Annotated in this window: 22 protein-coding genes; 14 read left to right on the top strand and 8 right to left on the bottom strand. The window is 71.8% G+C overall.

Annotated elements, in window-relative coordinates:
- The first annotated feature begins 21 nt into the window (after nt 1–21).
- Entirely contained in the window at nt 22–681 is a 660-nt protein-coding gene (locus ACIBK6_RS27925; protein ID WP_399054131.1) for a DUF5063 domain-containing protein, read from the top strand.
- 54 nt (nt 682–735) lie between these two features.
- On the opposite strand, the gene ACIBK6_RS27920 is transcribed toward ACIBK6_RS27925, so the two are convergent.
- Complete coding sequence (locus tag ACIBK6_RS27920; protein ID WP_399054130.1) at nt 736–1,578, bottom strand: helix-turn-helix transcriptional regulator; 843 nt, start codon at nt 1,576–1,578, stop codon at nt 736–738.
- A gap of 278 nt (nt 1,579–1,856) precedes the next feature.
- On the opposite strand from ACIBK6_RS27920, the gene ACIBK6_RS27915 reads away from it, so the two are divergent.
- The 7 genes from ACIBK6_RS27915 to ACIBK6_RS27885 all read left to right on the top strand — a co-directional run bounded on the left by ACIBK6_RS27915 (nt 1,857) and on the right by ACIBK6_RS27885 (nt 8,657).
- On the top strand, nt 1,857–2,408 hold the full coding sequence (locus tag ACIBK6_RS27915; RefSeq protein ID WP_399054128.1) for an RICIN domain-containing protein: 552 nt from the start codon (nt 1,857–1,859) through the stop codon (nt 2,406–2,408).
- A 309-nt stretch (nt 2,409–2,717) separates the two neighbouring features.
- A complete protein-coding gene (locus ACIBK6_RS27910; protein WP_399054127.1) occupies nt 2,718–3,662 on the top strand; it encodes a hypothetical protein in 945 nt (314 codons plus the stop codon).
- A gap of 175 nt (nt 3,663–3,837) precedes the next feature.
- The gene (locus ACIBK6_RS27905; RefSeq protein ID WP_399054126.1) at nt 3,838–3,987 is read left to right on the top strand and encodes a hypothetical protein; all 150 of its coding nucleotides are present in this window, start codon (nt 3,838–3,840) and stop codon (nt 3,985–3,987) included.
- Between the two features lie 195 nt (nt 3,988–4,182).
- On the top strand, nt 4,183–5,454 hold the full coding sequence (locus tag ACIBK6_RS27900; protein ID WP_399054125.1) for an aspartate kinase: 1,272 nt from the start codon (nt 4,183–4,185) through the stop codon (nt 5,452–5,454).
- Nucleotides 5,451–6,509, top strand: coding sequence for an aspartate-semialdehyde dehydrogenase (locus tag ACIBK6_RS27895; protein ID WP_399054124.1), 1,059 nt, complete (start codon nt 5,451–5,453; stop codon nt 6,507–6,509). Before ACIBK6_RS27900 ends, ACIBK6_RS27895 begins: the two co-directional genes overlap by 4 nt.
- Nucleotides 6,510–6,777: 268 nt before the next feature.
- Entirely contained in the window at nt 6,778–7,449 is a 672-nt protein-coding gene (locus ACIBK6_RS27890; protein WP_399054123.1) for a SigE family RNA polymerase sigma factor, read from the top strand.
- Nucleotides 7,446–8,657, top strand: a complete 1,212-nt coding sequence (locus tag ACIBK6_RS27885) for a hypothetical protein (protein WP_399054122.1) — start codon at nt 7,446–7,448, stop codon at nt 8,655–8,657. The genes ACIBK6_RS27890 and ACIBK6_RS27885 overlap by 4 nt, the downstream gene beginning before the upstream one ends.
- A 57-nt stretch (nt 8,658–8,714) precedes the next feature.
- Here the strand turns inward: ACIBK6_RS27885 and ACIBK6_RS27880 are convergent, their stop codons facing one another.
- From ACIBK6_RS27880 to tatA, 4 genes are all read right to left on the bottom strand, one after another.
- Complete coding sequence (locus ACIBK6_RS27880) at nt 8,715–9,497, bottom strand: SURF1 family protein (RefSeq protein ID WP_399054121.1); 783 nt, start codon at nt 9,495–9,497, stop codon at nt 8,715–8,717.
- Between the two features lie 258 nt (nt 9,498–9,755).
- Entirely contained in the window at nt 9,756–11,543 is a 1,788-nt protein-coding gene (locus ACIBK6_RS27875; RefSeq protein ID WP_399054201.1) for a prolyl oligopeptidase family serine peptidase, read from the bottom strand.
- A 79-nt stretch (nt 11,544–11,622) separates the two neighbouring features.
- Nucleotides 11,623–12,585, bottom strand: coding sequence for a threo-3-hydroxy-L-aspartate ammonia-lyase (locus ACIBK6_RS27870; RefSeq protein ID WP_399054119.1), 963 nt, complete (start codon nt 12,583–12,585; stop codon nt 11,623–11,625).
- 23 nt (nt 12,586–12,608) lie between these two features.
- The gene (tatA, locus tag ACIBK6_RS27865) at nt 12,609–12,884 is read right to left on the bottom strand and encodes a Sec-independent protein translocase subunit TatA (RefSeq protein WP_399054118.1); all 276 of its coding nucleotides are present in this window, start codon (nt 12,882–12,884) and stop codon (nt 12,609–12,611) included.
- Nucleotides 12,885–13,044: 160 nt separating this feature from the next.
- Between tatA and ACIBK6_RS27860 the strand changes: the two genes are divergently transcribed.
- Nucleotides 13,045–14,565, top strand: a complete 1,521-nt coding sequence (locus ACIBK6_RS27860; RefSeq protein ID WP_399054117.1) for an LCP family protein — start codon at nt 13,045–13,047, stop codon at nt 14,563–14,565.
- Between the two features lie 52 nt (nt 14,566–14,617).
- Here ACIBK6_RS27860 and ACIBK6_RS27855 read toward each other — a convergent pair whose 3' ends face one another.
- From ACIBK6_RS27855 to ACIBK6_RS27845, 3 genes are all read right to left on the bottom strand, one after another.
- On the bottom strand, nt 14,618–15,709 hold the full coding sequence (locus ACIBK6_RS27855) for a type III polyketide synthase (protein WP_399054200.1): 1,092 nt from the start codon (nt 15,707–15,709) through the stop codon (nt 14,618–14,620).
- Between the two features lie 29 nt (nt 15,710–15,738).
- Nucleotides 15,739–16,944 (bottom strand): cytochrome P450, encoded by a 1,206-nt coding sequence (locus ACIBK6_RS27850; protein WP_399054116.1) that lies wholly within the window; start codon nt 16,942–16,944, stop codon nt 15,739–15,741.
- A gap of 185 nt (nt 16,945–17,129) precedes the next feature.
- Nucleotides 17,130–18,761, bottom strand: a complete 1,632-nt coding sequence (locus tag ACIBK6_RS27845) for an IclR family transcriptional regulator C-terminal domain-containing protein (protein WP_399054115.1) — start codon at nt 18,759–18,761, stop codon at nt 17,130–17,132.
- Nucleotides 18,762–18,883: 122 nt separating this feature from the next.
- Between ACIBK6_RS27845 and ACIBK6_RS27840 the strand changes: the two genes are divergently transcribed.
- Genes ACIBK6_RS27840 through pcaB form a run of 5 tightly spaced genes read left to right on the top strand, consistent with a single transcriptional unit; the run spans nt 18,884 to nt 22,845 of the window.
- Nucleotides 18,884–19,663: a CoA transferase subunit A gene (locus ACIBK6_RS27840; RefSeq protein WP_399054114.1), complete on the top strand. Its 780-nt coding sequence runs from the start codon at nt 18,884–18,886 to the stop codon at nt 19,661–19,663.
- On the top strand, nt 19,660–20,313 hold the full coding sequence (locus ACIBK6_RS27835; protein ID WP_399054113.1) for a 3-oxoacid CoA-transferase subunit B: 654 nt from the start codon (nt 19,660–19,662) through the stop codon (nt 20,311–20,313). The genes ACIBK6_RS27840 and ACIBK6_RS27835 overlap by 4 nt, the downstream gene beginning before the upstream one ends.
- A 21-nt stretch (nt 20,314–20,334) precedes the next feature.
- Complete coding sequence (pcaH, locus tag ACIBK6_RS27830) at nt 20,335–21,057, top strand: protocatechuate 3,4-dioxygenase subunit beta (protein WP_399054112.1); 723 nt, start codon at nt 20,335–20,337, stop codon at nt 21,055–21,057.
- Nucleotides 21,057–21,617 carry a protocatechuate 3,4-dioxygenase subunit alpha gene (pcaG, locus tag ACIBK6_RS27825; RefSeq protein WP_399054111.1) on the top strand — a complete coding sequence of 187 codons (561 nt, stop codon included), beginning with the start codon at nt 21,057–21,059 and terminating at the stop codon, nt 21,615–21,617. The genes pcaH and pcaG overlap by 1 nt, the downstream gene beginning before the upstream one ends.
- On the top strand, nt 21,604–22,845 hold the full coding sequence (gene pcaB, locus ACIBK6_RS27820) for a 3-carboxy-cis,cis-muconate cycloisomerase (protein ID WP_399054110.1): 1,242 nt from the start codon (nt 21,604–21,606) through the stop codon (nt 22,843–22,845). Before pcaG ends, pcaB begins: the two co-directional genes overlap by 14 nt.
- Nucleotides 22,846–22,990: the final 145 nt, after the last annotated feature.

Here is a 22,990-nt window from a genome sequence, read left to right as displayed (position 1 = left end):
GGTACGAGGAAGGTCAACTCGATGTCTGACGCAACGCTGCACGCGACCAACCAGGACCCGGACTCCTTCGCGGTCCAGATCGCCGACCAGGTCGAGTCCTTCATCGTCGCGGTCACGGAAGTGGCCAAGGGCGACGAGCCCGACAGTGCCGTACCGTTCCTCCTCCTGGAGGTCTCCCAGCTGCTGCTCGCCGGCGGCCGGCTCGGGGCGCACGAGGACATCGTCCCCGACGAGCGGTACGAGCCGGACCTCGGCCCGGAGGCGGACGTGGACGAGCTGCGCGAGCGGTTCGCCCGGCTCCTGGAACCCATCGACGTGTACTCCGAGGTCTTCGACCCGTACGAGCCGCGCAAGGCGCCGGTGCCGTGCCGGATCTCGGACGACCTCGCCGATGTCGTCACCGACCTGCGCCACGGCCTCGCCCACTACCGCGCGGGCCGTACCACCGAGGCCCTGTGGTGGTGGCAGTTCTCCTACTTCTCCAACTGGGGATCGACCGCCTCCGCAGCCCTGCGCGCCCTCCAGTCCCTGGTCGCCCACGTGCGTCTCAACCAGCCTCTGGAGGAACTGGACGGCCTCGACACCGACCAGGACCTGACGGAGGACGCCCTGGAGGAGGAGGCGGGCCGCGTCATGGCCGAGGAGCTCGCGGGGCCGCTGGGGCTGCGCGAGGCGAAGTAAGCGCCGTTCGGGTCAAGCGGCTTCCCACGCAGGGGAGTTGGTGTGCGTCTGACGTTAAACCGCCTCCCACGCGGGGGAGTTGGTGCGGGCCTGGGTGGACCAGTTCATCGGGACGGCCAGGACCTGGGTCGGAGTGAGGCCCGTCGTCGCCTTGAAGACGTGGTTGTAGTGGGCCTGGTCGTGGAAGCCGCAGCGCTGTGCCACCAGGCACGGCGGCAGCCCGCTGTCCCGTAGCCGCAGCGCCGCCCGGAACCGCAGCACGCGGGCGATCGCGGCGGGCGAGCGACCCACCTGTTCGCGGAAGCGGCGCTCCAGATGGCGGACGCTGCAATGCGCGGTGCCGGCCAGCTCCCGCACGGTGACCATGCCCCGCCGAAGGTCCAACTCCCGCCAGACGCAGGCGACTTCGGGTGCGATGCGCGGGTGCGGGCCGCCGACGAGCAGCAGGCCGAGGTGCTCGTCCAGGAGCCGGCACTGCTCCGGCCAGTCCGGTGCCGCTTCCAGCCGCTCCGGAAGGTGCCGCAGGGCGGGCGGCAGCAGATGCACCGGGTCCAGGTGCGGTACGTCCCACTCGTGCATCGGGATGCCGAACAGCCGGTACGCGCCCATCGGCGTCAGCCGCACCGCGACGCCCCGGACACCGCCCTCGTGGTGGCCCAGCAGGGCCGTGGTGAAGGGCAGATCGGCCCGCGAGCGGCAGCTCACCGTACGCACGGGCTCGACAAGCCCGACGATCTGCACCGGCACGTCGAACCCGAAGACGACGGTGCACGCCGTGTCCGGGAAGACCAGCCGGCGCTGCGGGCTGCGCGGCGGGTAGTGGTAGCCGAAGTAGCCGAGGACGTGCGGCCGCAGGCCGGGTCTCGGCGGTCTGTAGCGGAGCGGTGGTGAGCCCATGGGAACCCCTTCGCGAAGCCTTTCTGTCGTTGTGCGGACGCCGCGATGGTGCTCGCGCCGTCCCCGCCCCACAACGAACTCCCGCGCCAATTACGGCAGTTGTGGCTCAATCGCACCGTGCATGGCAAAGGACCCGTTAGCTCCGGATGCTGTCGCGTCCGTACAAAGACGGGGGGTGTCCGGCCGGTCCAGGGTGGTGACCGCCGGGCCGCAGCCATTCGCCTCCGGCCCGGCGGATCCGCCCGTCCTTCCGCCCGTCCTTACGACAGGAGAAGACCATGAACTTCCGTACGCGCTTCTCGCTCCGCACGGCCCGGCTCGCGGGGGCGCTCGCCGCCGCTGCGGCCCTGGCGTTCGCGGGCGCTGGCGCCGCGTCGGCCGCCGCGCCGTCGGTCCCGGCCCCGGCCCCGCTGACCCACTCCACCCAGCTCCACCCCGGCGCCGTGCCGGCCCACGCCCTCGACGCGGGAGCGCTGAGGAACCTCAACACGGGCCGCTGCGTGGACGACAGCGGCGCCTACGGCCTGCGGGCCTTCGGCTGTAACGGCATGAACTACCAGTACTGGGGGCTGTACGGCCAGTCCAACGGCAACTGGGTCATGCAGAACGGCAACACGGGCCGCTGTATGGACGACAGCTGGGCCTACGGCCTGCGCTCCTTCGGCTGCAACGGCATGGACTACCAGCGCTGGGCGATCTACTACAACGGCAATGGCACGCTGACCTTCCAGAACGAGAACACCGGTCGCTGCATAGACGACAGCGGCGCCTACGGTCTGCGCGCCTTCGGCTGCAACGGCATGAACTACCAGCAGTTCGTGGGTCAGTAACCGCACGACAGCCCGGGTCTTGGGACCCGGGATCCGAGACCTGAAACCAGGGTTTGGTTTTGGTCTTCAGGGGGTTGGGCTACCGCCCAACCCCCCTTGTTCGTACGGGTGTTAGGTCGGACCACCCGCACGTGTGACTTTCCGTGTTCGAGTTGCGCCGGAGAGTAAAGACACTCTAGGTTCGCGGCAAAAGAACGGCCCCGGCAGGTGTTAGCAGCACCGTGCCGAGGCCTAACCGACTAGATCGAAAGCAGTCGATCCGTGGCTTGCACCGACTTTAGCCCTGCTCTACCCGGCCCCGCACACCCCATGGCCAATAAGGGCTACGGAAAGCGCCATGCGGGTGACCAAGTCCCGCCCCCCGAATCGAACTTCGCGCACCTGTCCAGGCGTGCGGCGTCGATCGCGGTGTTTATCTGCGCGCTGGTCGAAGGCGCGGCGATGGGCGTGAAGACCCTCGCCGCCCACCACCCCGACCACGGTCAGCAGGGCTGCGCCTCGGCACTGCGCGAACTCACCTACGCCGGCCATCTGCGGCGAGTGAAGGAACACCTCGCCCTGGACGCGGGCGGCATGCGGTGGGTGACCAGAACGTACTGGTCACCCACCGCCCGGTCCGACGAGTGGTGGGCGGAGTTCGTGCGCGGCGTGAAGGGCATCGACGTAACGGCCGCGGAGCGGGACGGACTTGCCCACGTGAGCGAGGAGCCCCCGGAGCAGGCGGAAGCGCAGGCGCGCGGCGCCGCGCCGGAACCTGCCGAACCCGCGCGGTCGGTCGCGTACAACACCTTGGCTCAACTGGGCGACGCGGACCGGGAGATGAGCCTGTCCGCCGCCGAATGCGCAGCACTGGAACCGCTGGCCGCCGAGTGGCTGGCGCGCGGCGCGAGCCCGGAACGCCTCATCCGCACCCTGACCGCCGGCCTGCCGCGCCCCGTGCTGAGCGCGGGGGCGCTGGCCCGTAACCGACTGGAGACGAAGATGCCCCCGACGAAAACCCCCAAGGACACCGGCCGGGCCCGGGTCACCCGCGTCGTCATGGCCTGCATGGGCTGCGACGAGGACGAACGCACCGAGCCGATCATCGACGGGCTGTGCGGGCCGTGCTTCCGGGAGTTCGAGGCGGAGCTGGTCGACGGGGAGGGCCGCCACGTCCCCGACACCTTCCGTGCCGTCCCGAGGCAGCGCCCCATGTCCCCCGCCGACCAGGCCCGCGTCGCGGCGGGGCTGCCGCCGAAGGGGGCTGAGGAGTGACGGCCGCTCCGGCGCCGCCCGGTGCCCCCGCGCACTCCCTGAAATCCGAAGAAGACCGACCTATCGTGGAGGAGACCCCGTGAAACGTCAGCCCGAAGGGGGGGGCTGACATGGCCCGCAACGTGACCATCGAGATGACGAAGGCTTCCTTGCCGACCTGCGCAAGGCGTTCGGGGTGGAGACGGACGAGCAGGCGGTCAAGGAAGCCGCGATGAGGCTGGCGATGTATTTGCGGCGTGAGGACTTCATCCAGGCGATCCGGTCGGGAGAGATCGACCTGCAGTACGACCTGCGAAACGAGAACCCGGGGTCATCAGCGGCATGAGCACGTGTCTGTGACGCCGAGCACAGTTCGCGTACCCCGGGGGGAAAGGGGCAGGCGGACGTCGCGAGCGGTCCGGAAGGGCGTCCGGTGATCAACTTGTGAGCGGGACATCTCACGAAGTGATACGGCGCGGGCGAATCCGGCCCGCTCGTTAGACTTAGCCGACCGCAGTAATGAACTGAGCGAGGAGCGCACGTGGGCCTTGTCGTGCAGAAGTACGGAGGCTCCTCCGTTGCCGATGCCGAGGGCATCAAGCGCGTCGCCAAGCGGATCGTGGAAGCCAAGAAGAACGGCCACCAGGTGGTCGTCGTGGTTTCCGCGATGGGCGACACGACGGATGAGTTGATCGAGCTCGCGGAGCAGGTGTCACCGATGCCTGCCGGGCGGGAATTCGACATGCTGCTGACCGCCGGAGAGCGGATCTCCATGGCACTGCTTGCCATGGCGATCAAAAACCTGGGCCACAAAGCCCAGTCGTTCACGGGCAGCCAGGCCGGTGTCATCACCGACTCGGTCCACAACAAAGCGCGGATCATCGACGTCACGCCGGGGCGGATCCGTACCGCTCTGGACGAGGGCAACATCGCGATCGTCGCCGGGTTCCAGGGTGTCTCCCAGGATTCCAAGGACATTACGACGCTGGGGCGCGGTGGCTCCGACACGACCGCTGTCGCCCTTGCCGCCGCGCTCGATGCCGAGGTCTGCGAGATCTACACGGACGTCGACGGTGTGTTCACCGCCGACCCGCGGGTCGTGAAGAAGGCCCGGAAGATCGACTGGATCTCCTTCGAGGACATGCTGGAGCTGGCCGCGTCGGGCTCCAAGGTGCTGCTGCACCGGTGCGTCGAGTACGCCCGCCGTTACAACATTCCGATCCATGTGCGCTCGTCCTTCAGTGGGCTCCAGGGCACCTGGGTCAGCAACGAACCGCGAGGGGACCAGCAGGTGGAGCACGCCATCATCTCCGGAGTCGCCCACGACGTCTCCGAGGCCAAGGTCACGGTCGTCGGGGTGCCCGACAAGCCGGGCGAGGCCGCGGCGATCTTCCGCACCATCGCGGACGCCGAGATCAACATCGACATGGTGGTGCAGAACGTCTCCGCCGCGTCGACCGGCCTGACGGACATCTCCTTCACCCTTCCCAAGGCCGAGGGCCGCAAGGCCATCGACGCCCTGGAGCGGACCAAGCCCACCATCGGGTTCCAGTCGCTGCGCTACGACGACCAGATCGCCAAGATCTCGCTGGTCGGCGCCGGGATGAAGACCAACCCGGGCGTCACGGCGGGCTTCTTCGAGGCGCTCGCCGACGCGGGCGTCAACATCGAGCTCATCTCGACCTCCGAGATCCGCATCTCGGTCGTCACCCGCGCCGACGAGGTGAACGAGGCCGTGCGCGCCGTGCACTCGGCCTTCGGTCTCGACTCCGACAGTGACGAGGCCGTCGTCTACGGAGGCACCGGGCGATGACCCGCAGACCGGCGCTCGCGGTCGTCGGAGCGACCGGGGGCGCCGGTGCGGTGATGCTCCAGATCCTGTCCCAGCACGCGGACGTGTGGGGCGAGGTCCGCCTCGTCGCGTCCGCGCGCTCGGCCGGGCGCACCCTGCTCGTGCGGGGTGAGGAGTGCGAGGTCCGCGCGCTGAGCGAGGAGGCCCTGGACGGGGCCGATGTCGTCGTGTTCCTGGTGCCCGACGCGGTGGCCGCCCAGTGGGCGCCGGTCGCGGCCGCCAAGGGCGCGGTGGTGGTGGACAGTTCGGCCGCCTTCCGGATGGACCCGGACGTGCCGCTCGTGGTCCCCGAGCTCAACCCGCACGCGGTACGGATGCGCCCGCGCGGCATCATCGCCAGCCCGCACCCCACCACCCTCGCCATGATCGTGGCGGTGGGCGCGCTGCACGCCGAGTTCGGTCTGAGCGAGCTGGTCGTCTCCACGTACGAGGCGGTCAGCGGTGAGGGGCAGGCCGCGGTCGAGGCGCTGCGCCGGCAGATCTCGCTGGTGGCCGGGACCGGGCTCGGTACGAGTCCCGGCGATGTGCGGCGGGCCGTCGGTGACGGGCTCGGCCCGTTCGCGGCGCCGGTCGCGCTGAACGTGGTGCCGTGGGCCGGGGAGCTCGGCGAGGACGGCTGGTCCTCGCAGGAGCTGGGGCTCCGCGACGAGCTGCGCAAGCTGCTCGACCTGCCGCGGCTGCCGGTGGCCGCCACCTGTGTACGGGTGCCGGTCGTCACCACGCACTCGGTGTCCGTGCACGCCCGGTTCGAGAACGACGTCGATGTGGCGCGGGCCCACGAGATCCTGGCGACCGCGCCGGGCGTCGTGCTCTTCGACAACCCGGCCGTCGGCGAGTTCCCCACGCCCGCGGACGTGGTCGGCACCGACCCCACGTGGGTCGGCCGGGTGCGCAGCTCACCGGACGATCCGCACGTACTGGAACTTTTCGTCTGCGGTGACAATCTGCGCAAGGGCACCGCCCTGAACGCCGCGCACATCGCCGAGTTGGCGGCTCGGGAATTCACCGCACGCTGAGGGCTACAGGTTTGTAGGATCTGTGAACACTCTGTGAGCAAGTCGCTGGTCTGTACCACTTGAACTGCACCGACGCGTTGTTACACCATTCATTTCCGTGTCCCTGCAACCGCAGTCCGGCATGGAGCGTCTATGCGGTCGCCCCTTCAAGGTGCCGTAAAAATCGGGGCATTGGGGAAGAGCGGGTACGCATGAGGGCATTTGTCGCACCGCCAAATACGGTGTCGTACGCGTACAACCCTGGCGGGGAGGAACGTGTCCAACAGGCGTGGCAGAGGTACTCGACTTCAGAGCCGTCCCGGCGCTCGCCGGCACGGCCGTGCGTCCGCGCCGGCGCCTCGGTGCGCCCGGGGGCATGCCGGTGATCGCGCCCATGCCCGCCACCCGTCCCGCCCGCGTTCCCTCCCAGACGACCTCGCGCGAGAGCGCTGACGCGGTCATGGCGGCCGGTACCACCGTCGATCACCTCACCGAGACCTACCGCGCGCACTACCGCTCGCTGCTCGGCCTCGCGGCACTGCTCCTGGACGACACCGCGTCCTGCGAGGACGTCGTGCAGGAGGCGTTCATCCGGGTCCACTCGGCCCGCAGCCGGGTGCGCGAGCCGGAGAAGACCCTCGCCTACCTCCGCCAGACGGTCGTGAACCTGTCACGCTCCGCGCTGCGCCGCCGCATCCTCGGGCTCAAGCTGCTCTCCAAGCCGATGCCCGACATGGCGAGCGCCGAGGAGGGCGCGTACGACCAGCTGGAGCGCGACGCGCTGATCAAGGCGATGCGCGGGCTCCAGCGCCGCCAGCGCGAGGTGCTCGTGCTGCGGTACTTCGCGGACATGACCGAGGCCCAGGCCGCCGAGACGCTCGGCATATCCCTGGGCTCGGTGAAGGCGTACGGGTCGCGCGGCATCGCCGCCCTGCGCGTCGCCATGGAGGCACCGGTATGACCGGGCCCGGCAGGAACGGCGGCGGGTGGCCGGGGGACGACGGGGAGCACGGGAAGAGCGGGCCGGACCAGCGGCCCGCGAATGACCTGAACGACCTGACTGGATACGGATTCGTGGACAAGACGCCGGACAAGAACAGCACCGGCACCCCTCCCTTCGGCCTGCCACCGGCCCCGGCGGGGTCGTACTCACCCGAGGAACAGGCGCTGCGCAGCCTGCTGCACGACGCGGTCGGCGACCTGACGCCCTCGCACGGGGCGCTCGAACAGCTGCAGAACGCGGTGCCCGTGCGGCGGGCCCGCAAGCGGCAGGCCGTCGTCGGCTCGGTCGCCGCCGCCCTGCTCGTGGCCACCGCGGTACCGGCGTTCATCCATGTCGCCAACACCTCGGGCACCGCGGGCGAGCAGCCGACCATCGCCGGGCACGGCGAGCAGGCGCACGGCACCGGCGGCACGGATTCGGACCCGGCGGACGGCGTGCGGGACGACGACCGGCCCTCCGGCGCCGGCGTCCAGCCCGGGAAACCCGACGGCAGGGGCAGGACGCCGACCCCCGGCAAGGGCACCACCGGCGGCACTGCGGGCGGCGCCACGGTGGCCGGCAGCGGCCCCGTGCAGGCGAACTCGCCGGCCTGCGGGGCGGACGCACTGAGCGTCAAGTCGGCGAGCGTGGGCAAGCCCGACTCCACCGGCAAGGTGTACGGAGCCTTCCGCATCGTCAACGCCTCGAAGAAGCAGTGCGCGATCGGCGGGGTCGGCAAGTTCAACGTGCGGGCACAGGGCGCGGCCAACCCGGCGAAGATCACCGTCGTCGAGCACGCGGCGGGCGACCCGGCGCCCGGGCTCCCCGACCCCTCGCAGGACAACAGCCACCTGGTGCTGAATCCGTCGGCGGCGTATGAGGTGCGGTTCGCCTGGGTGCCCTCCGACACCTGTCCCAAGACGCAGCCCTCGCCCGATCCGAGCCCCTCGGGCGGCAGCACCGGCAGCACCAGCGGGATCACCACCCCGACCGGCGGCGGCCAGACCGCGCAGCTCGGTTCGGACGCCGGCACCCCGAACACGACCTCGGACGGCACGGTCGCGGTGACCCACGTCGCCGAGCCGGGCGCGCCGTCCGCGGAGGCGAAGATCCCGAACGCCTGCGCCGGGACGATCTACAAGACGGGCGTCCTCGACGCGGGGACGTCGACGGCCGCCGCGCAGTAGCGGGGTCTCGGTAGCAGGCTCTGCGGGCCCGGGGGCCGAATCAGCCCTGGGGGCAGGTCAGTTGGGGAGCGGGGCCGCGGGTGCGTCGTCCGGCTCGGGCGCGAGGCCGAGCTCGGCGTCCTCCAGGGCCTCCGCCTCGCGCCGGACCAGGCGGAACCACATGAAGACCACGAACCCCGCGAAGACGAACCACTCGCCGGTGTAGCCGAGGTTCTGGAACGCCTTCAGGTCGAGCCCGCTGTTCTGCGGCGCGGCCGCCGGCACCGGAGTCATCCCGGCATCGGCGCTGGGCAGCGTCACCCAGGCGTCGTACACCTGGTACGGAACGAGGTTGACCAGGGACGCCGCGCTGATCATGCCGACCTGGCCCGACGGGAGGCCGCCCGCCGCGTTCACCCCGTCGGAGCCCACGTTCTCGGACGCCTGGAGTTCGCCGGTGACGGCCACCTCGCCGGCGGGCGGGGCGGGGGCCTTGGCGCCCTTCGGGATCCAGCCCCGCACGACGGGCAGCGCCTTGCCGCCGTCGGTGCGCAGCATGGTCAGGACGTAGCTGCCCGTCCGGCCGTCGACCTGGCGGTCGGGCACCACGAACTGCTCGGCGTACCGGCCGCGCGCCGCGGCGGGGCGGCCGGAGGTGCGCTGGTCGACGGGGAGCAGCGAGGCGAGCGGCTCGGCCTTCCGCGTGGCGGGGTCGGGGGCCTTCTCGGCCGCGTTGTGGGACTGCACGCGGTCCTCGAAGCGGCCCAGCTGCCAGGAGCCCATGAAGATACATACGGGGATGGCGAGCAGGACGAAGACGTGGATTCCCCACCAGCGGGGTGTGAGCAGGAACCGGTACACACCCCCACGGTACGGAACGGTTCGGGGTGCTCGGTCCAGGGGGGTGCCCCCCAACCCCCTGTTTCGTCGGCGGCACCACGCTGAGCCGCCGGGGGCTCCGCCCCCGGACCCCCGCGGCTGGGTGCTTGGTCGTTCGGGTGCGGGCCGATGGGGGTCCCCCCTGCTCGAACGAAGTTGAGAGCTTGGGGGAGGCTGGTCGCGCAGTTCCCCGCGCCCCTGGCAGGGTCCGGTGCGGGCATCCCCAGCCCGTCCGGCGCGTCAGCCCGCCAAGTGCCGCGCCGCGAAGTCGAGCTCCAACCGCACCTGCTTGATGCGCTCCTCCACCACCAGCGAACCGTGGCCCGCGTCATAGCGGTAGACCTCGTGCGCCGCGCCCCGGGACTTCAGGCGGTCCACGTAGTTCTCCACCTGGCGGATCGGGCAGCGCGGGTCGTTGACGCCCGCCGAGATGTAGACGGGCGCCTTCACCGCGTCGACGTAGGTGAGCGGCGAGGACGCCTGGAAGCGCTCCGGCACCTCCTCCGGCGTGCCGCCGAGCAGCGTCCGGTCCATCGCCTTCAGCGCCTCCATCTCGTCGTGGTACGCCGTGACGTAGTCCGCGACCGGCACCGCCGCGAGCCCGAGCGCCCACGCGTCCGGCTGGGTGCCGAGGCCGAGCAGGGTGAGGTAGCCGCCCCAGGATCCGCCCGCCAGGACGAGGCGCGCGGGGTCGGCAAGCCCCGAGGAGACCGCCCAGTCGCGGACCGCCGCGATGTCTTCGAGCTCGATGAGCCCGACCCGGTGCTTGAGCGCGTCGGTCCATTCGCGGCCGTACCCCGTGGAGCCCCGGTAGTTGACCCGGACCACCGCATAGCCGTGGTCGACCCAGGCCGCGGGTCCGGAGGCGAACGCGTCGCTGTCGTGCCAGGTCGGGCCGCCGTGGATCTCGAAGACCGTGGGGAAGGGGCCCGCGCCCGCCGGGCGCTGGATCAGGGCGTGGACGCGGCCGCCGGGGCCCTCCACCCAGACGTCCGCCACCGGCACGGAGGAGGGCGCCTTGAATCCGGGCGGGTCGAGCACGACCTCGCCGGTCGTGGAGCGGACCTCGGACGGGCTGGCCGCGGACGACCACAGGTACTCCACGGTGCCGTCCGGGCGGGCCGTAGCCCCCGACACCGAACCGGCCGGGGTGTCGATCCCGACCAGCGAACGCGTCGCCAGGTCGAAGCGGAACAGGCTGCTGCGGGCCTCGAAGCTGTGGACGACGAGCAGCCCCGAGCCGTCCGGGTACCACTCGGCCGAGACGTCGCCCGGCAGGTCGAGGGCGAGGTCGCGCTCCTCGCCGGAGGCGACGTCCCAGATCATCGGCTCCCAGCGGCCGCGCCGCTGGTGCGCGACGAGCAGCCGGGTGTCGCCCGCCAGCGGCGCGAACCCGAGTACTTCCAGGCCGAGTTCCTCGGTGCCGCCCTTGGTGTCGTCGAGCTCGGCGACCGTCGAGCCGTCCGGGCGCACCACGCGCAGCGCGGAGTGCATCGCGTCGCCGTGCTCGGTGTGCTCGACGGCGATCAGCGTCCCGTCGTGCGAGAGGTCGCCCACGCCCGCGGACTCGCGGTGCCGGTAGATCTCGACGGGGGCGGCGGCGGGGCGTACGACGTGGATCGTGGTGCCGTCCGCGTCGGTGGAGCGGCCGACGACCGCCGTCCCGTCCCGGCCGAGCGCCAGTCCCGCCGGGTACGACGGGTCGAGACCGGGCACGGCCGGCTCGTCGTCGCCGCCCCCGAACGGCTGGCGCTGCCACACGCCGAACTCGTCGCCGTCCGTATCGCTGAACCACCAGATCCACTCGCCGTCCGGGGTCAGTACGCCGTCCGTCGTCCCGTTGGGGCGGTCGGTGGCCCGGCGCTGCGCGCCGGTGGTGCGGTCCCATGCGTACAGCTCGTACGTCCCTGTCGCGTTCGACACGAACAGCGAGCGGTCCGGGGCGTCCTCCGCCCAGTCGGGGAGCCCCACCCGGGGCGCCCTGAACCGCTTCTCCCAATCCGGCATCTCGTTCATGCCCCCCATCATGCTCCGTACCGCCGACAATCCGTTCGCCTCCTCCCAAGCCTGTGGACAACTCAAGAGGGAAGTCGGTCAAGGTGCGGTTTCAGCGGGCCAGCAGTGCCACGAAGCGGTCCATGTCCACGTTGCCGCCGCTGATGATCACGCCGACCCGACCGCCGCGGTAGCGGTCGGCGAGGTCGCGGGCGGCGGCGAGGCCCAGGCAGCCCGTGGGCTCGGCGATGATCTTCATGCGGGTCGCCAACTGTCGCATGCAGTCGATGAGTTGGGCGTCGGTGGCGGTCACGATGTCGGTGACGCGGTCGCGGATCACGGGGAAGGTGTGGGCGCCCAGGTGCTGGGTCTGGGCGCCGTCCGCGATGGTCTGAGGGGTGTCGATGTGCACGATCGCGCCGCTGCGCAGGGACCGGCGGCCGTCGTCGCCCGCTTCCGGTTCGACCCCGTAGACCTCGCAGGACGGAGCGAGGGCGGCCGCCGACAGCAGGCTGCCCGACAGGAGTCCGCCGCCGCCGAGCGGCACGAACAGGGCGTCGAGCGGGCCGGTCTCCTCGAAGAGCTCCTTCGCGGCGGTGCCCTGGCCCGCCATCACATGGGGATGGTCGTACGGCGGGACCAGCGTCAGGCCGCGCTCCTTCGCCACCGCCCGGCCGATCGCCTCGCGGTCCTCGGTGTAGCGGTCGTAGGGAACCACGCTCGCCCCGTACCCCTTGGTGGCGGCGAGCTTGGCCGCGGGGGCGTCGCGGGGCATGACGATGGTCGCCGGGATGCCGAGCAGCGCAGCGGACAGCGCCACGGCCTGGGCGTGGTTGCCGGAGGAGTAGGCGACCACGCCCGCGCGGCGCTGCTCCGCGCTGAACAGGGACAGCGCGTTGAACGCGCCGCGGAACTTGAACGCCCCCATGCGCTGGAGGTTCTCGCACTTGAAGTAGAGGCTCAGACCGAGCTCGGCATCGGTGAGCCGGGAGGTCAGGACCGGGGTGCGGTGGGCGTGCGAGGCGATCCGCTCGTGCGCGCGGACCACGTCGTCGTATGTCGGCAGCTGCTCCATGCCTGCGGAGCGTACGGCCGCGGTTACTGGGCCGGGCGCGGGGGAGCTTCCGTCGGGGTCGGGGTCGCCGGGTGGACCGGGGCCGGAGCCGGGGTCACCTGCGGGGCCGGGGCGGCGGCCGAGGACGTCGCATCGCCCGTGCCGTCCTCGCGCATCGCCTTGGTCTCGCTCTTGAGGATGCGCAGGGACTTGCCCAGCGCGCGTGCTGTGTCGGGCAGCTTCTTGGAGCCGAACAGCAGGATCAGTACTACGGCCACGATCAGCAGATGCCAGGGCTCGAGCCCGTTGCGCAGGAACATCCCGCCGTCCTCCCTCGTTCGCGTCCTACAGCCGTTTTCGTCGTACGACTGGGGCTGATGTCTCTAATTCAGACTTGCTACATTGCGCAACTGTACAACCAGAGGGTGCGACTCACCGTCTCCTCTACAGAAGAGGCGTTCATGAGGGATGAGGGGTCCGATGGCCGGCAGGCGCAAAGCGGGAGCGGCAAGCAGGCACCGTGAGGGCGGCAGCTCCGCCGCTCCACGGCGCCGCGGCAAACGCAGCCGGGCCCGTATCGCCGGGATCACGGCGCTCTCGGTCGTGGTTCTCGCGCTCGCCGGCGGCGGCTGGATCTACCTCCAGCTGAACGGCAACATCAAGACCTTCGACGACGGCGGCGTCTCCGCCGACCGCCCCGCCGGCTCGGACAAGGGCTCGAACGTCCTGGTCATCGGCTCGGACTCACGCTCCGGCGACAACGCCCAGTACGGCCACGGCACGGGCGACATCGGCCGCTCGGACACCGCGTTCATGATGCATGTGTACGCCGACCAGAAGCATGCCGTCGCGGTCTCCATACCCCGCGACTCCCTGGTGGACATACCCCCGTGCAAGCTGCCGAACGGCAGCTGGACCACGACCAAGCACAATGTGATGTTCAACTCGGCGTTCGAGGTGGGCGAGACGGTGGCGGGCAACCCCGCGTGCACCCAGAACACCGTCGAGAAGCTGACCGGACTGCGCGTCGACCACACCGTGGTCGTGGACTTCGCGGGCTTCGCGAAGATGACGGAGGCCGTCGGCGGCGTCCAGGTCTGCGTCCCCAACGACGTCTACCAGGGCGACCTCAACCCCAACCTCCATCACAAGGGCAACCTGATCTTCGCCAAGGGCCCGCAGGAGGTGTCCGGGCAGAAGGCCCTGGACTACGTGCGGATCCGGCACGGCATCGGCGACGGCTCCGACATAGGCCGGATCCAGCGCCAGCAGGCCTTCGTCGGCAGCCTGATCAAGAAGGTGAAGGGCACCGGCCTGGACCCGACCAGCCTGCTGCCGCTCGCCAACGCCGCCACCAAGTCGATGACCGTCGACCCCGGCCTCGGCTCCGCCGACAAGCTGATCTCGTTCGCGATGTCGATGAAGAACATCGATCTGCACAACACCAAGTTCGTGACCCTGCCCTGGCGCTACGAAGGCGCGCGCGTCGCGGTCGTCAAGCCGGAGGCGGACGCCCTGTTCGCCGCGCTGAAGGCGGACCGCACGGTCGACGGCCAGGACGCCGGGGCGAAGGGCGCCAAGCCGAGCCCGTCCGCGTCGGCCGATGCCCCGGCTCCCGCCGACGGCAAGGGGATCGCCGTCGCCGTCTACAACGGCACCATCGCCAAGGGCCTGGCCGGCAAGGTAGCCGACTCGCTGAAGGCCGCGGGGTTCACGATCACCGGCGCCACGACCGCCGCCACCCAGGACTACACGCACAGCGTCATCGAGTACGGCGCGAACGACGAGGCCAAGGCCAACACGCTCGCCACGCACTTCCCCGGCGCGCTGCTGCGCAAGTCGAAGGCACCCGGCCTCAGCGTCATCGTGGGTACGCAGTACGAGCAGAGCGGGGGCGGCGCGGCCGCCGCGCCCAGCGCCCCGGCCGCGGTCCCCTCGTCGGTCGCCGACAAGGCCCGCTCGGCCGACGACAACATCTGCTCGAACCTCTCCTACGGGTAGGGCGAGGCGGGGGGCCGGGTAGCGGAAGCGGGCAGCCGTACCGGCGCCGGGGTCAGATCCGGGCCGGGGCGGCGGTGAGCGGCGGGTCGGCGGTCAGGCCCGCGTTCCAGCGGCCCAGGCCGATCTCCGCGGTGATGCCGGGGCCGAAACCGGCGATCAGGCCGCGTGCCCCGTCGGCCATGCCGCCCTCGGCGAAGAGCCTGGCCAGGGCGTCGAACACCACCGAACTCGCGATGTTGCCGCGTTCGGTGAGGGTGCTGCGGCTGAAGCTGAACATCTCCGGGCCGAGCCCGAGGAACGTGCACAGGTCGTCGAGGATGCGCGGTCCGCCCGCGTGCACGATGTAGAAGTCGAGCTGGCTGACGTCCCAACTGTGGTCGGACGCAAGGGACTTGAGGGCGGGGGCGAGCATTTCCATGGTGCCGGGCACCCGTTTGTCGAGCTGGAAGTGGAAGCCCGTCTCGCGCACGGCGTACGAGATCCAGTTCTCGGTGTCCGGCACCAGGTGGGAGCCGTTGCGCTCCATCCGCATGCCGGTGCCGCCCTCGCCCCGTACCACCGCAGCCGAAATGGCGTCCCCGAACAGGCCGTTGGAGAGCAGCGAGCCCACGCCGATGTCGGTGGGCTGGTAGAGCAGCGAGCAGAACTCGCACGACACGATGAGCACGTTCGAGCCCGGATAGGCGGTGATGAAGTCGTGCGCGCGGTTGATCGCGGCGCCGCCCGCCGCGCAGCCGAGCTGGGCGATGGGCAGCTGTCTGGTGTCGTAGTCGAAGCCCATCGTGTTGATCAGCCAGGCGGTGAGCGAGGGCATCATGAAGCCCGTGCACGACACGTAGACGATCAGGTCGATGTCGGCCGGCTCGACCTCGGCGTATCCGAGCGCCCGGCGCACCACCTCCGGCACCCGGGCCTTCGCCTCGGCCTCGTACACCTGGTTGCGGGACGCGAAGCCGGGGTGTCTCAGGGTCTCTTCGATGGGCTGGACGAGATGCCGGGTCAGCACGCCGGTGTTCTTGATCAGTCTGAGCACGAGATCGCGCTGCGGATGCCCGGCATGCGTCTCACGGGCGAGCGCCAGCGTCTGCTCCTGGGTGATGACGTGGTCGGGCACAGCGACCGCCGGTCGGCACAGGGTGGCCATCGAGCTTCCCTTCTTCGGTGGGGGGTTGGTCACCAGGCGACCGGAAGGCTGAGCGGGTAGCGCCAGATGGAGTGGGTGTTCCACGGCACCTCGGCGGCGTCGCAGGCGAGCCGCAGTCCGGGGAAGCGGGTGAGCAGGGAAGTGAACGCCACCTCCAGCTCCATCTGGGCGAGCGGGGCGCCGAGGCAGTGGTGCGCGCCCCAGCCGAACGTCATGTGCGGGACCGCGCCCCGGTCCAGATCGACCTCGTGGGGCCGGTCGAACTTGAGGCTGTCCCGGTTGGCAGTGAGGTAGGAGACATGGACGATGTCCCCGGCCTTGATGAGCGCCCCGCTCAGCTCGACGTCCTCGGTGGCGACGCGGGGGATGCCGACGCCCTTGCGGAACGGGATGAAGCGGAGCAGCTCGTCCAGGACGGAGGGGAAGCGGTCGGGGTGCATCCGCAGGGCGTCGAGGACGTCCGGCTTGGTCAGGATCGTGTACGCGATGTTCCCGAGCTCGTACGTCGTGGTGTCCTGGCCGGTGATGAGCAGGACCATCGCCATCACGGCGAGCTCCTGGTCGTCCAGGAGCTCGTCGCCGTCGCGGGCGGTGGCGAGGGTGGAGATGAGGTCGTCGCCGGGAGCGCGCCGGCGGGCGGCGGTGAGGTCGGTGAAGTAGGTGCGCAGTTCGGCCTTGGCCCGGACGGCGGCCTCGCGGCCGGCGGCACCGATGTTCATCATGGTGAGCGCGTGGCTGCGCAGCCAGTCCCGCTCGTCCTCGGGGATCGCGAGGACCTCGCAGATCGTGACGAGGGGGAGCGGGGCGGCGAGGTGCGCCACGTAGTCGGCGGGCGAGCCGTGTGCGGCCATCCGCCCGAGCAGCTCGTCCACCACCAGCTGGGTGCGCTCGCGCATCCGCGCCACGTGCTTGGGGGCGAAGCTCTTGGCGACGAGGCTGCGCACCCGGCTGCTGGCCGGGGGGTCCATGAGGTTGATCGACTCGGCCTGCACGATGGGCTCGGGGGTCATCCGGGGGAAGTCCCGGCCAATGACGGCGCTGCGGCTGAACCGGCGGTCGGTGGTGACCGTCCGCACGTCCTCGTACCGCGTGACCAGCCAGGCCTCGCCCTCGCCGTACGCCATCCGGATCCGCGCCACCGGCTCGTCCGCCAGCATCCGGTGGAGCTGCGGGTCGAACTCAAGGGCCTCGGCGTGATCGAAGGGGCAGCTCCACACGGTGTCTTCGGTCTCCACGTGGCGTACTCCGGTGTGTCAGGGACAGGCTGGGCAGTGGACTAGCCCTGTATCCCCGAATGAGGTCATGAACATGTCCGCGATCCCCTGAATTAACCGATTAGAGGGATATTCGGGGAGTCGGGGTGACGAGCGGCGTTCGCTCTGGATTCCGGTGCCGGGAAGATCGACCGGGTGGGTGCCCGTCACGACAGTGGGACGTCGCAGAAGCGGCCGACAACGCCCAGGTCCGCCTCGATGGCTGAAGCCGCACCCCGCAGCACCGGCAGCACCTCGGCGACGCACTCCGCCACCGTGCGGCGGGTCGTGTGCATGGCCACGTTCACCGCGGCCACCACCCGCCCGCCAGGACCCCGTACCGGCACGGCGATCGAGCGCAGCCCCTCCTCCAACTCCTCGTCCACCAGGGCGTATCCCTGAGCCGCCACCGCGTCCAGGACGGCGGCCAGCGCGGCCGGGGAGGTGACCGTGCGCGGGGTGAGCGCCCGCAGCCGCGTGCGGCCGAGCCGGGCCGCGCGTTCCCCGGCGGTCAGATCGGCGAGCAGCACCCGGCCCATCGAGGCGGCGTACGCGGGCAGGCGGGTGCCCGGCGTGATGTTGACGCTCATGATCCGGGTGGTGGCGACCCGGGCCGTGTACTGGATGGCGTCGCCGTCGAGCACGGCGAGCGAGGCCGAGTCGTGCAGCGTGCGGGCCAGCGCGGCCAGGTGCGGCGCCGCGATGTCGGACAGCGTCGTACGGGACAGCGGCGGGCAGCCGAGCGACAGGACGCGCGGGGTGAGGCGGAAGGCGCGGCCGTGGGCGGCGACCAGGCCCAGGTGGTCCAGGGTGATCAGGGCGCGCCGGGCGGTGGCGCGGGCCAGGCCGGTGGCCTCGGCGACGGCGCTGAGCGAGAGCTCGGCCCGGCCCTCGCCGAACGCGGTCAGCACGGTGAGCCCACGGGCCAGCGACTCCACGAACTCCGCGCCGAGCTCCTGCTTGGACGCGGAGGTCCAGGCCGCGAGCGCCCGGGGCGGGGCGGGCGCCGGGGTGTGCTCGCGGCGCAGCTCGGCCTCCATCGCGGCGGCGGTCTCGCGCAGCCGGGGCAGTACCGCCGCCCGCAGGGACGCCGCGCTGTGCCGGCTGGTGTGGCTCACCGCGCTCACCGCGCAGACGAGCGTGCCCGCCGGGTCGCGCACCGGCACGGCCACCGCGATCAGCCCCGGCTCGATGAGCTGGTCGTCCACCGCCCACCCCGCCGCGCGGGCTGCGGCGGCCCGCCGTTCGAAACCGTCGGCCGCGCCCTCGCCGGGCGGGACGGCGGGAAAACCGGCCCCCGCCGGATCGGCCGCGCGCAGTTCACGCCAGTCCTGCCACTGCCGCGCCGTCCAGTGCGCGGCGAACAGCGGCCCCGGCGCGGTGCGTTCGGCGGGGAGCAGGTCGCCGATGCGGAAGGTGAGGGACATCGCGCGGCGCCGGGTGCTCTGGTGGACGAAGCGGATGCCGTCGCCGTCGGGTACGGCCAGCGACACCGACTCGTCGAGTTCTTCGGCCAGTTGGACCGCGTACGGGCCGAGCAGGGCGGGCAGGCGCAGGGCGCCCAGGTAGGCGTTGGCGAGCTCCATGAGGCGCGGGGCGAGCGTCGCGGTGGGCCCGTCGAGGCGCAGCTGGCCCATGCGGGCCAGGGTCGCGGTGACCCGGTCGACGGTGGAGCGGGCGAGCCCGGTCGCCCGGACCAGCTCGCCGAGGCTGAGCCGCCCGTCCGCGTCACTGAGCGCGCGCAGCACGGCGACCCCGCGCATCAGCGGGCCGACGGCTTCGGCGGGGACGGTGCTCATCCGGCCTCCGGGGGCAGGGCGTTGAGGTACGGGGCGTTGACACGCGTACCGGCTGAACGCACACTCGGGGCGAGCGTAGTTCTGAACTCTAGTTCATCTGGCGAACAGATAGCGAGCGTTCCATGGACAAGGTCGTAGGGGCCGCCGCCGACGCGGTGGCCGACATCCCCGAAGGTGCCTGTCTCGCGGTCGGCGGCTTCGGCCTCTGCGGGGTGCCGAACGTGCTCATAGCCGCCCTGTACGCACAGGGCGCCACCGCCCTGAGCGTGGTCTCCAACAACTGCGGAGTGGACGGCGGCGGCCTCGGCATCCTCCTCGCGGCAGGCCGGATCGCCCGCGCGACCGGCTCGTACATCGGCGACAACAAGGAGTTCGCCCGCCAGTACCTGAGCGGCGAACTGGAGCTGGAGCTGGTCCCGCAGGGCACCCTCGCCGAGCGGCTGCGGGCGGGCGGCTGCGGCATCCCCGCGTTCTACACCCCGGCGGGCACCGGCACCCAGATCGCCGACGGCGGACTGCCGCTGCGCTACGGCGGCGACGGCGAGGTGGCCGTGGCGTCGGCGCCCAAGGAGGTGCGCGAGTTCGCCGGCCGCGAGTACGTCCTGGAGCGCGGCATCATCACGGACTTCGCGCTCGTACGGGCCTGGAAGGGCGACCGGCACGGCAATCTGCTCTTCCGCCGGGCGGCCCGCAACTTCAACCCGCTCGCCGCGATGGCGGGCCGGATCACGGTCGCCGAGGTCGAACACCTCGTGGAACCGGGCGAGTTGGATCCGGACACGGTGCATGTGCCGGGGGTTTTCGTGCAGCGGGTGGTGCCCTTGACTCCAACGCAGGCCGCAACCAAGGGAGTTGTGAAGCAGACCGTGCGGAACGTACGCGATCGGGAGGAGGGCCGATGAAGACGAAGGGCTGGACGCGGGACGGGATGGCGGCGCGTGCTGCCGCCGAACTCGCCGACGGCGGTTGCGTGAACCTCGGCATCGGGCTGCCGACTCTGGTCCCGGGCCATCTGTCCCCGGGCGTCGATGTGGTGATCCACGCGGAGAACGGCGTCCTCGGCGTCGGACCGTACCCCCTGGAGGCGGACGTGGACCCGGACCTCGTCAACGCGGGCAAGGAGACGGTGACCGTGCTGCCGGGCGCCGCGTTCTTCGACTCCGCGCTGTCGTTCGGGATGATCCGGGGCGGCCACGTCGACACCGCGATCCTCGGCGCGATGCAGGTCTCGGCGGGCGGCGACCTCGCCAACTGGGCTGTTCCCGGGCGCCTGGTGAAGGGCATGGGCGGTGCGATGGACCTCGTGCACGGGGTGCGCCGGGTGATCGTGCTGACCGAGCACACCGCCAAGGACGGCACCCCGAAACTCGTGGAGCGGTGCACGCTGCCGCTCACCGGCCGGGCCTGCGTGCACCGGGTCATCACCGACCTCGGAGTGCTCGACGTGATACCCGGCGGCGGCTTCGCACTGGTCGAGACGGCGCCCGGCGTCGATGCCGAAGAGGTGCGCGCGAGGACGGCGGCGCCGGTCCGTATCCGCAATCCGTACTGAAGCAGGAGAGGTGGCAGAGCCATGACACTCACCCAGCCGCAGGCCGGCGCGCTCAAGGAGACGCCCTCGGGGCAGCGCGTCGGCCCGTACCGCAGCGGTGCGTTCCGCGAGCCGCTGCGGGCGCCGGTCGCCGTGGGCGGCGACCCGGAGGCGGTCGAACTGCACGGCCCGGTCTTCGGCGTCACCGAGGTGACGGCGCTCGACGCGGACCTGACCCGGCAGCACGCGGGAGCGCCGCACGGCGAGCGAATCACGGTGGAAGGGCACGTGGTAGACCGCCTCGGGCGGCCGGTCCGTGGCCAGCTGGTCGAGATCTGGCAGGCGAACGCGTCCGGCCGCTACGCCCACCGGCGCGACCAGCACGCCGCCCCGCTCGACCCGCACTTCACCGGAGCGGGCCGCTGCCTGACGGACGCGGAAGGCAGGTACGCGTTCACGACGGTCAAGCCGGGCGCGTACCCCTGGGGCAACCACGAGAACGCGTGGCGCCCGGCCCACATCCACTTCTCCCTCTTCGGTACGGCCTTCACCCAGCGCCTGGTGACCCAGATGTACTTCCCCGGCGACCCGCTGCTGCCGTACGACCCGATCCTGCACGCGGTCACCGACCGGGCGGCGCGGGACCGGCTGGTGGCGGCGTACGACCCTGAACTGTCCGTCCAGGACTGGTCGTTGGGCTACCGCTGGGACATCGTGCTTGACGGCCCGGCCGCGACGCTGCCCGACCCGGAGGTGACGGCGTGATGCCCGCGCCCACCCCTTCGCAGACCGTCGGCCCCTTCTACGGGTACGCCCTCCCCTTCCCCGGCGGCGGGGACATCGCCCCCACCGGACACCCGGAGGCGATCACGGTGCACGGGTACGTGTACGACGGGAGGGGCGAGCCGGTGCCGGACGCGCTCCTGGAGTTCTGGCAGGCCGCGCCCGACGGCTCGATGGCGGGCCGCCCCGGCTCATGGCGCCGGGATGCGGCCACCGGCGGCTTCCTCGGCCGCGACGGCATCGGCTTCACGGGCTTCGGCCGGGTCCCGACGGGCGCGGACGGCCACTGGGCGGTCCGCACGCTGCCCCCGCCGCCGGCCGCGCCCTACCTCGCGGTGTGCCTGTTCGCGCGCGGCCTGACACACCACCTCTTCACCCGGGCGTACGTCGAAGGTCTGGGCGGCCAGGGCCAGTTGAAGGCGATCGCGGGGGAGCGGGGGGAGACGCTGCTTACGCGGCGGGAAGGTGCCCGAGACGGGGTCTTCCGGTTCGACATCCACTTGCAGGGCGAGCAGGAGACGGTGTTCCTTGACTTCGCGTGACGCTACCCAGGGTTCAGGGGACGTCGGGCTGCTCACGCCGGTGAGTGCGGGGAGTCCGGCCGAGGCGGCGACCGGTGACCGGGCGGTGCTGCGGGCGATGCTGGCGGCCGAGGCGGCGCTGGCCCGGGCGCAGGCGGCGGTCGCGGCGGTGCCGGAGCGGGCCGCGTCGGCCGTGACGCAGGCGGCGGGTTCGGACTGCTTCGACGCGCGGGCGCTGGCCCTGCGGGCCGGGGCGGGCGGCAACCCGGTGATCCCCCTGGTGGCCGACCTGAGGCGGGCGGTGGCAGAACTGTCTCCGGGCGACGAGGAGTTCGTCCACCGGGGTGCCACCAGCCAGGACATCCTGGACACGGCGCTGATGCTGGTCGCCGCCCGCACCCTCGACCTGATCGCGGCCGACCTGGCGGCGACGGCCGAATCCCTCGCGGGCCTCGCCGACCGGCACCGCGCCACCCTGATGGCCGCCCGCACCCTGACCCAGCACGCCGTCCCGACAACGTTCGGCCTGAAGGCGACGGGCTGGCGCTCCCTGGTGCTCGACGCGCACGAGCGGGTGGTACGGGTGCGGGACACGCTGCCCGCCCAACTGGGCGGCGCGGCCGGGACGTTGGCGGCGTTCGAGGCATACGGAATGGATGGACCCGGCCTGGTGGAGGCGTACGCGGCGGAACTGGGGCTGGCCGCACCCGAGTTGCCGTGGCACGTGCTGCGTACGCCGGTGGCGGATCTGGGCGGGGCGCTCGCGTTCTGCGCCGGGGCGCTGGGGAAGGTGGCGGCGGATGTGCTCGTGCTGTCCCGCACCGAGGTGGCGGAAGTGGCGGAGGGCACGGGCGGGGCCTCCTCCACGATGCCGCACAAGCGGAACCCGGTGCGCTCGGTGCTGATCGCCTCGGCGGCCCGGCAGGTGCCGGCGCTGGCCTCGGTGCTGTACGCCGCGCTGGCGGCGGAGGACGAACGCCCGCCCGGGGCGTGGCACGCCGAATGGTCCCCCCTGCGCGAGGCACTCCGCCTGAGCGGGGGCGCCGCGCGGGCGGCGTCGGAGCTGTGCGCGGGGCTGCGGGTCGCGCCGGACCGCATGCGGCGGAACCTGGACCTGACGGGGGGCGCGGTGCTGGCCGAGCGGGCGTCCCTGCGGGGCGCGCGCGGGGAGCCCGCGTCGGACCCCGGGGGGTATGTGGGAGCGGCGCAGAGGTTGGTGGCGAGGGGGTTGGGGAGGGTGGTGGGGTGAGGGCCGAGGGAGCGCGGTTTGCCACCCGCCCGCCCGGGTGGGGTGAGGGCGAGGGAGCGCGGTTTCCCGCCCGCCCGCGCGGCGGGTTGAGAGCAGCGAGCCCGGGGGCTGCACTCCGCCCCCTTGACCCTGCTGCGGCACCGCC

Source organism: Streptomyces sp. NPDC050485, from assembly GCF_044458185.1.
Lineage (GTDB): Bacteria > Actinomycetota > Actinomycetes > Streptomycetales > Streptomycetaceae > Streptomyces.
The sequence above is the reverse complement of the archived record's forward strand: the minus strand, read 5'-3'. Positions and strand labels throughout refer to the sequence as shown.

Coding starts and splice junctions, on each gene's coding strand:
- ACIBK6_RS27895 (WP_399054124.1), top strand. CDS start 5,451: ATGACCCGCAGACCGGCGCTCGCGGTCGTCGGAGCGACCGGGGGCGCC.
- ACIBK6_RS27875 (WP_399054201.1), bottom strand. CDS start 11,543: ATGATGGGGGGCATGAACGAGATGCCGGATTGGGAGAAGCGGTTCAGG.
- ACIBK6_RS27845 (WP_399054115.1), bottom strand. CDS start 18,761: ATGAGCACCGTCCCCGCCGAAGCCGTCGGCCCGCTGATGCGCGGGGTC.
- ACIBK6_RS27920 (WP_399054130.1), bottom strand. CDS start 1,578: ATGGGCTCACCACCGCTCCGCTACAGACCGCCGAGACCCGGCCTGCGG.
- ACIBK6_RS27855 (WP_399054200.1), bottom strand. CDS start 15,709: ATGGCCACCCTGTGCCGACCGGCGGTCGCTGTGCCCGACCACGTCATC.
- ACIBK6_RS27925 (WP_399054131.1), top strand. CDS start 22: ATGTCTGACGCAACGCTGCACGCGACCAACCAGGACCCGGACTCCTTC.
- ACIBK6_RS27860 (WP_399054117.1), top strand. CDS start 13,045: ATGGCCGGCAGGCGCAAAGCGGGAGCGGCAAGCAGGCACCGTGAGGGC.
- ACIBK6_RS27910 (WP_399054127.1), top strand. CDS start 2,718: ATGGCCAATAAGGGCTACGGAAAGCGCCATGCGGGTGACCAAGTCCCG.
- ACIBK6_RS27885 (WP_399054122.1), top strand. CDS start 7,446: ATGACCGGGCCCGGCAGGAACGGCGGCGGGTGGCCGGGGGACGACGGG.
- tatA (WP_399054118.1), bottom strand. CDS start 12,884: ATGTTCCTGCGCAACGGGCTCGAGCCCTGGCATCTGCTGATCGTGGCC.
- ACIBK6_RS27835 (WP_399054113.1), top strand. CDS start 19,660: ATGAAGACGAAGGGCTGGACGCGGGACGGGATGGCGGCGCGTGCTGCC.
- ACIBK6_RS27840 (WP_399054114.1), top strand. CDS start 18,884: ATGGACAAGGTCGTAGGGGCCGCCGCCGACGCGGTGGCCGACATCCCC.
- pcaG (WP_399054111.1), top strand. CDS start 21,057: ATGCCCGCGCCCACCCCTTCGCAGACCGTCGGCCCCTTCTACGGGTAC.
- ACIBK6_RS27915 (WP_399054128.1), top strand. CDS start 1,857: ATGAACTTCCGTACGCGCTTCTCGCTCCGCACGGCCCGGCTCGCGGGG.
- ACIBK6_RS27870 (WP_399054119.1), bottom strand. CDS start 12,585: ATGGAGCAGCTGCCGACATACGACGACGTGGTCCGCGCGCACGAGCGG.
- pcaH (WP_399054112.1), top strand. CDS start 20,335: ATGACACTCACCCAGCCGCAGGCCGGCGCGCTCAAGGAGACGCCCTCG.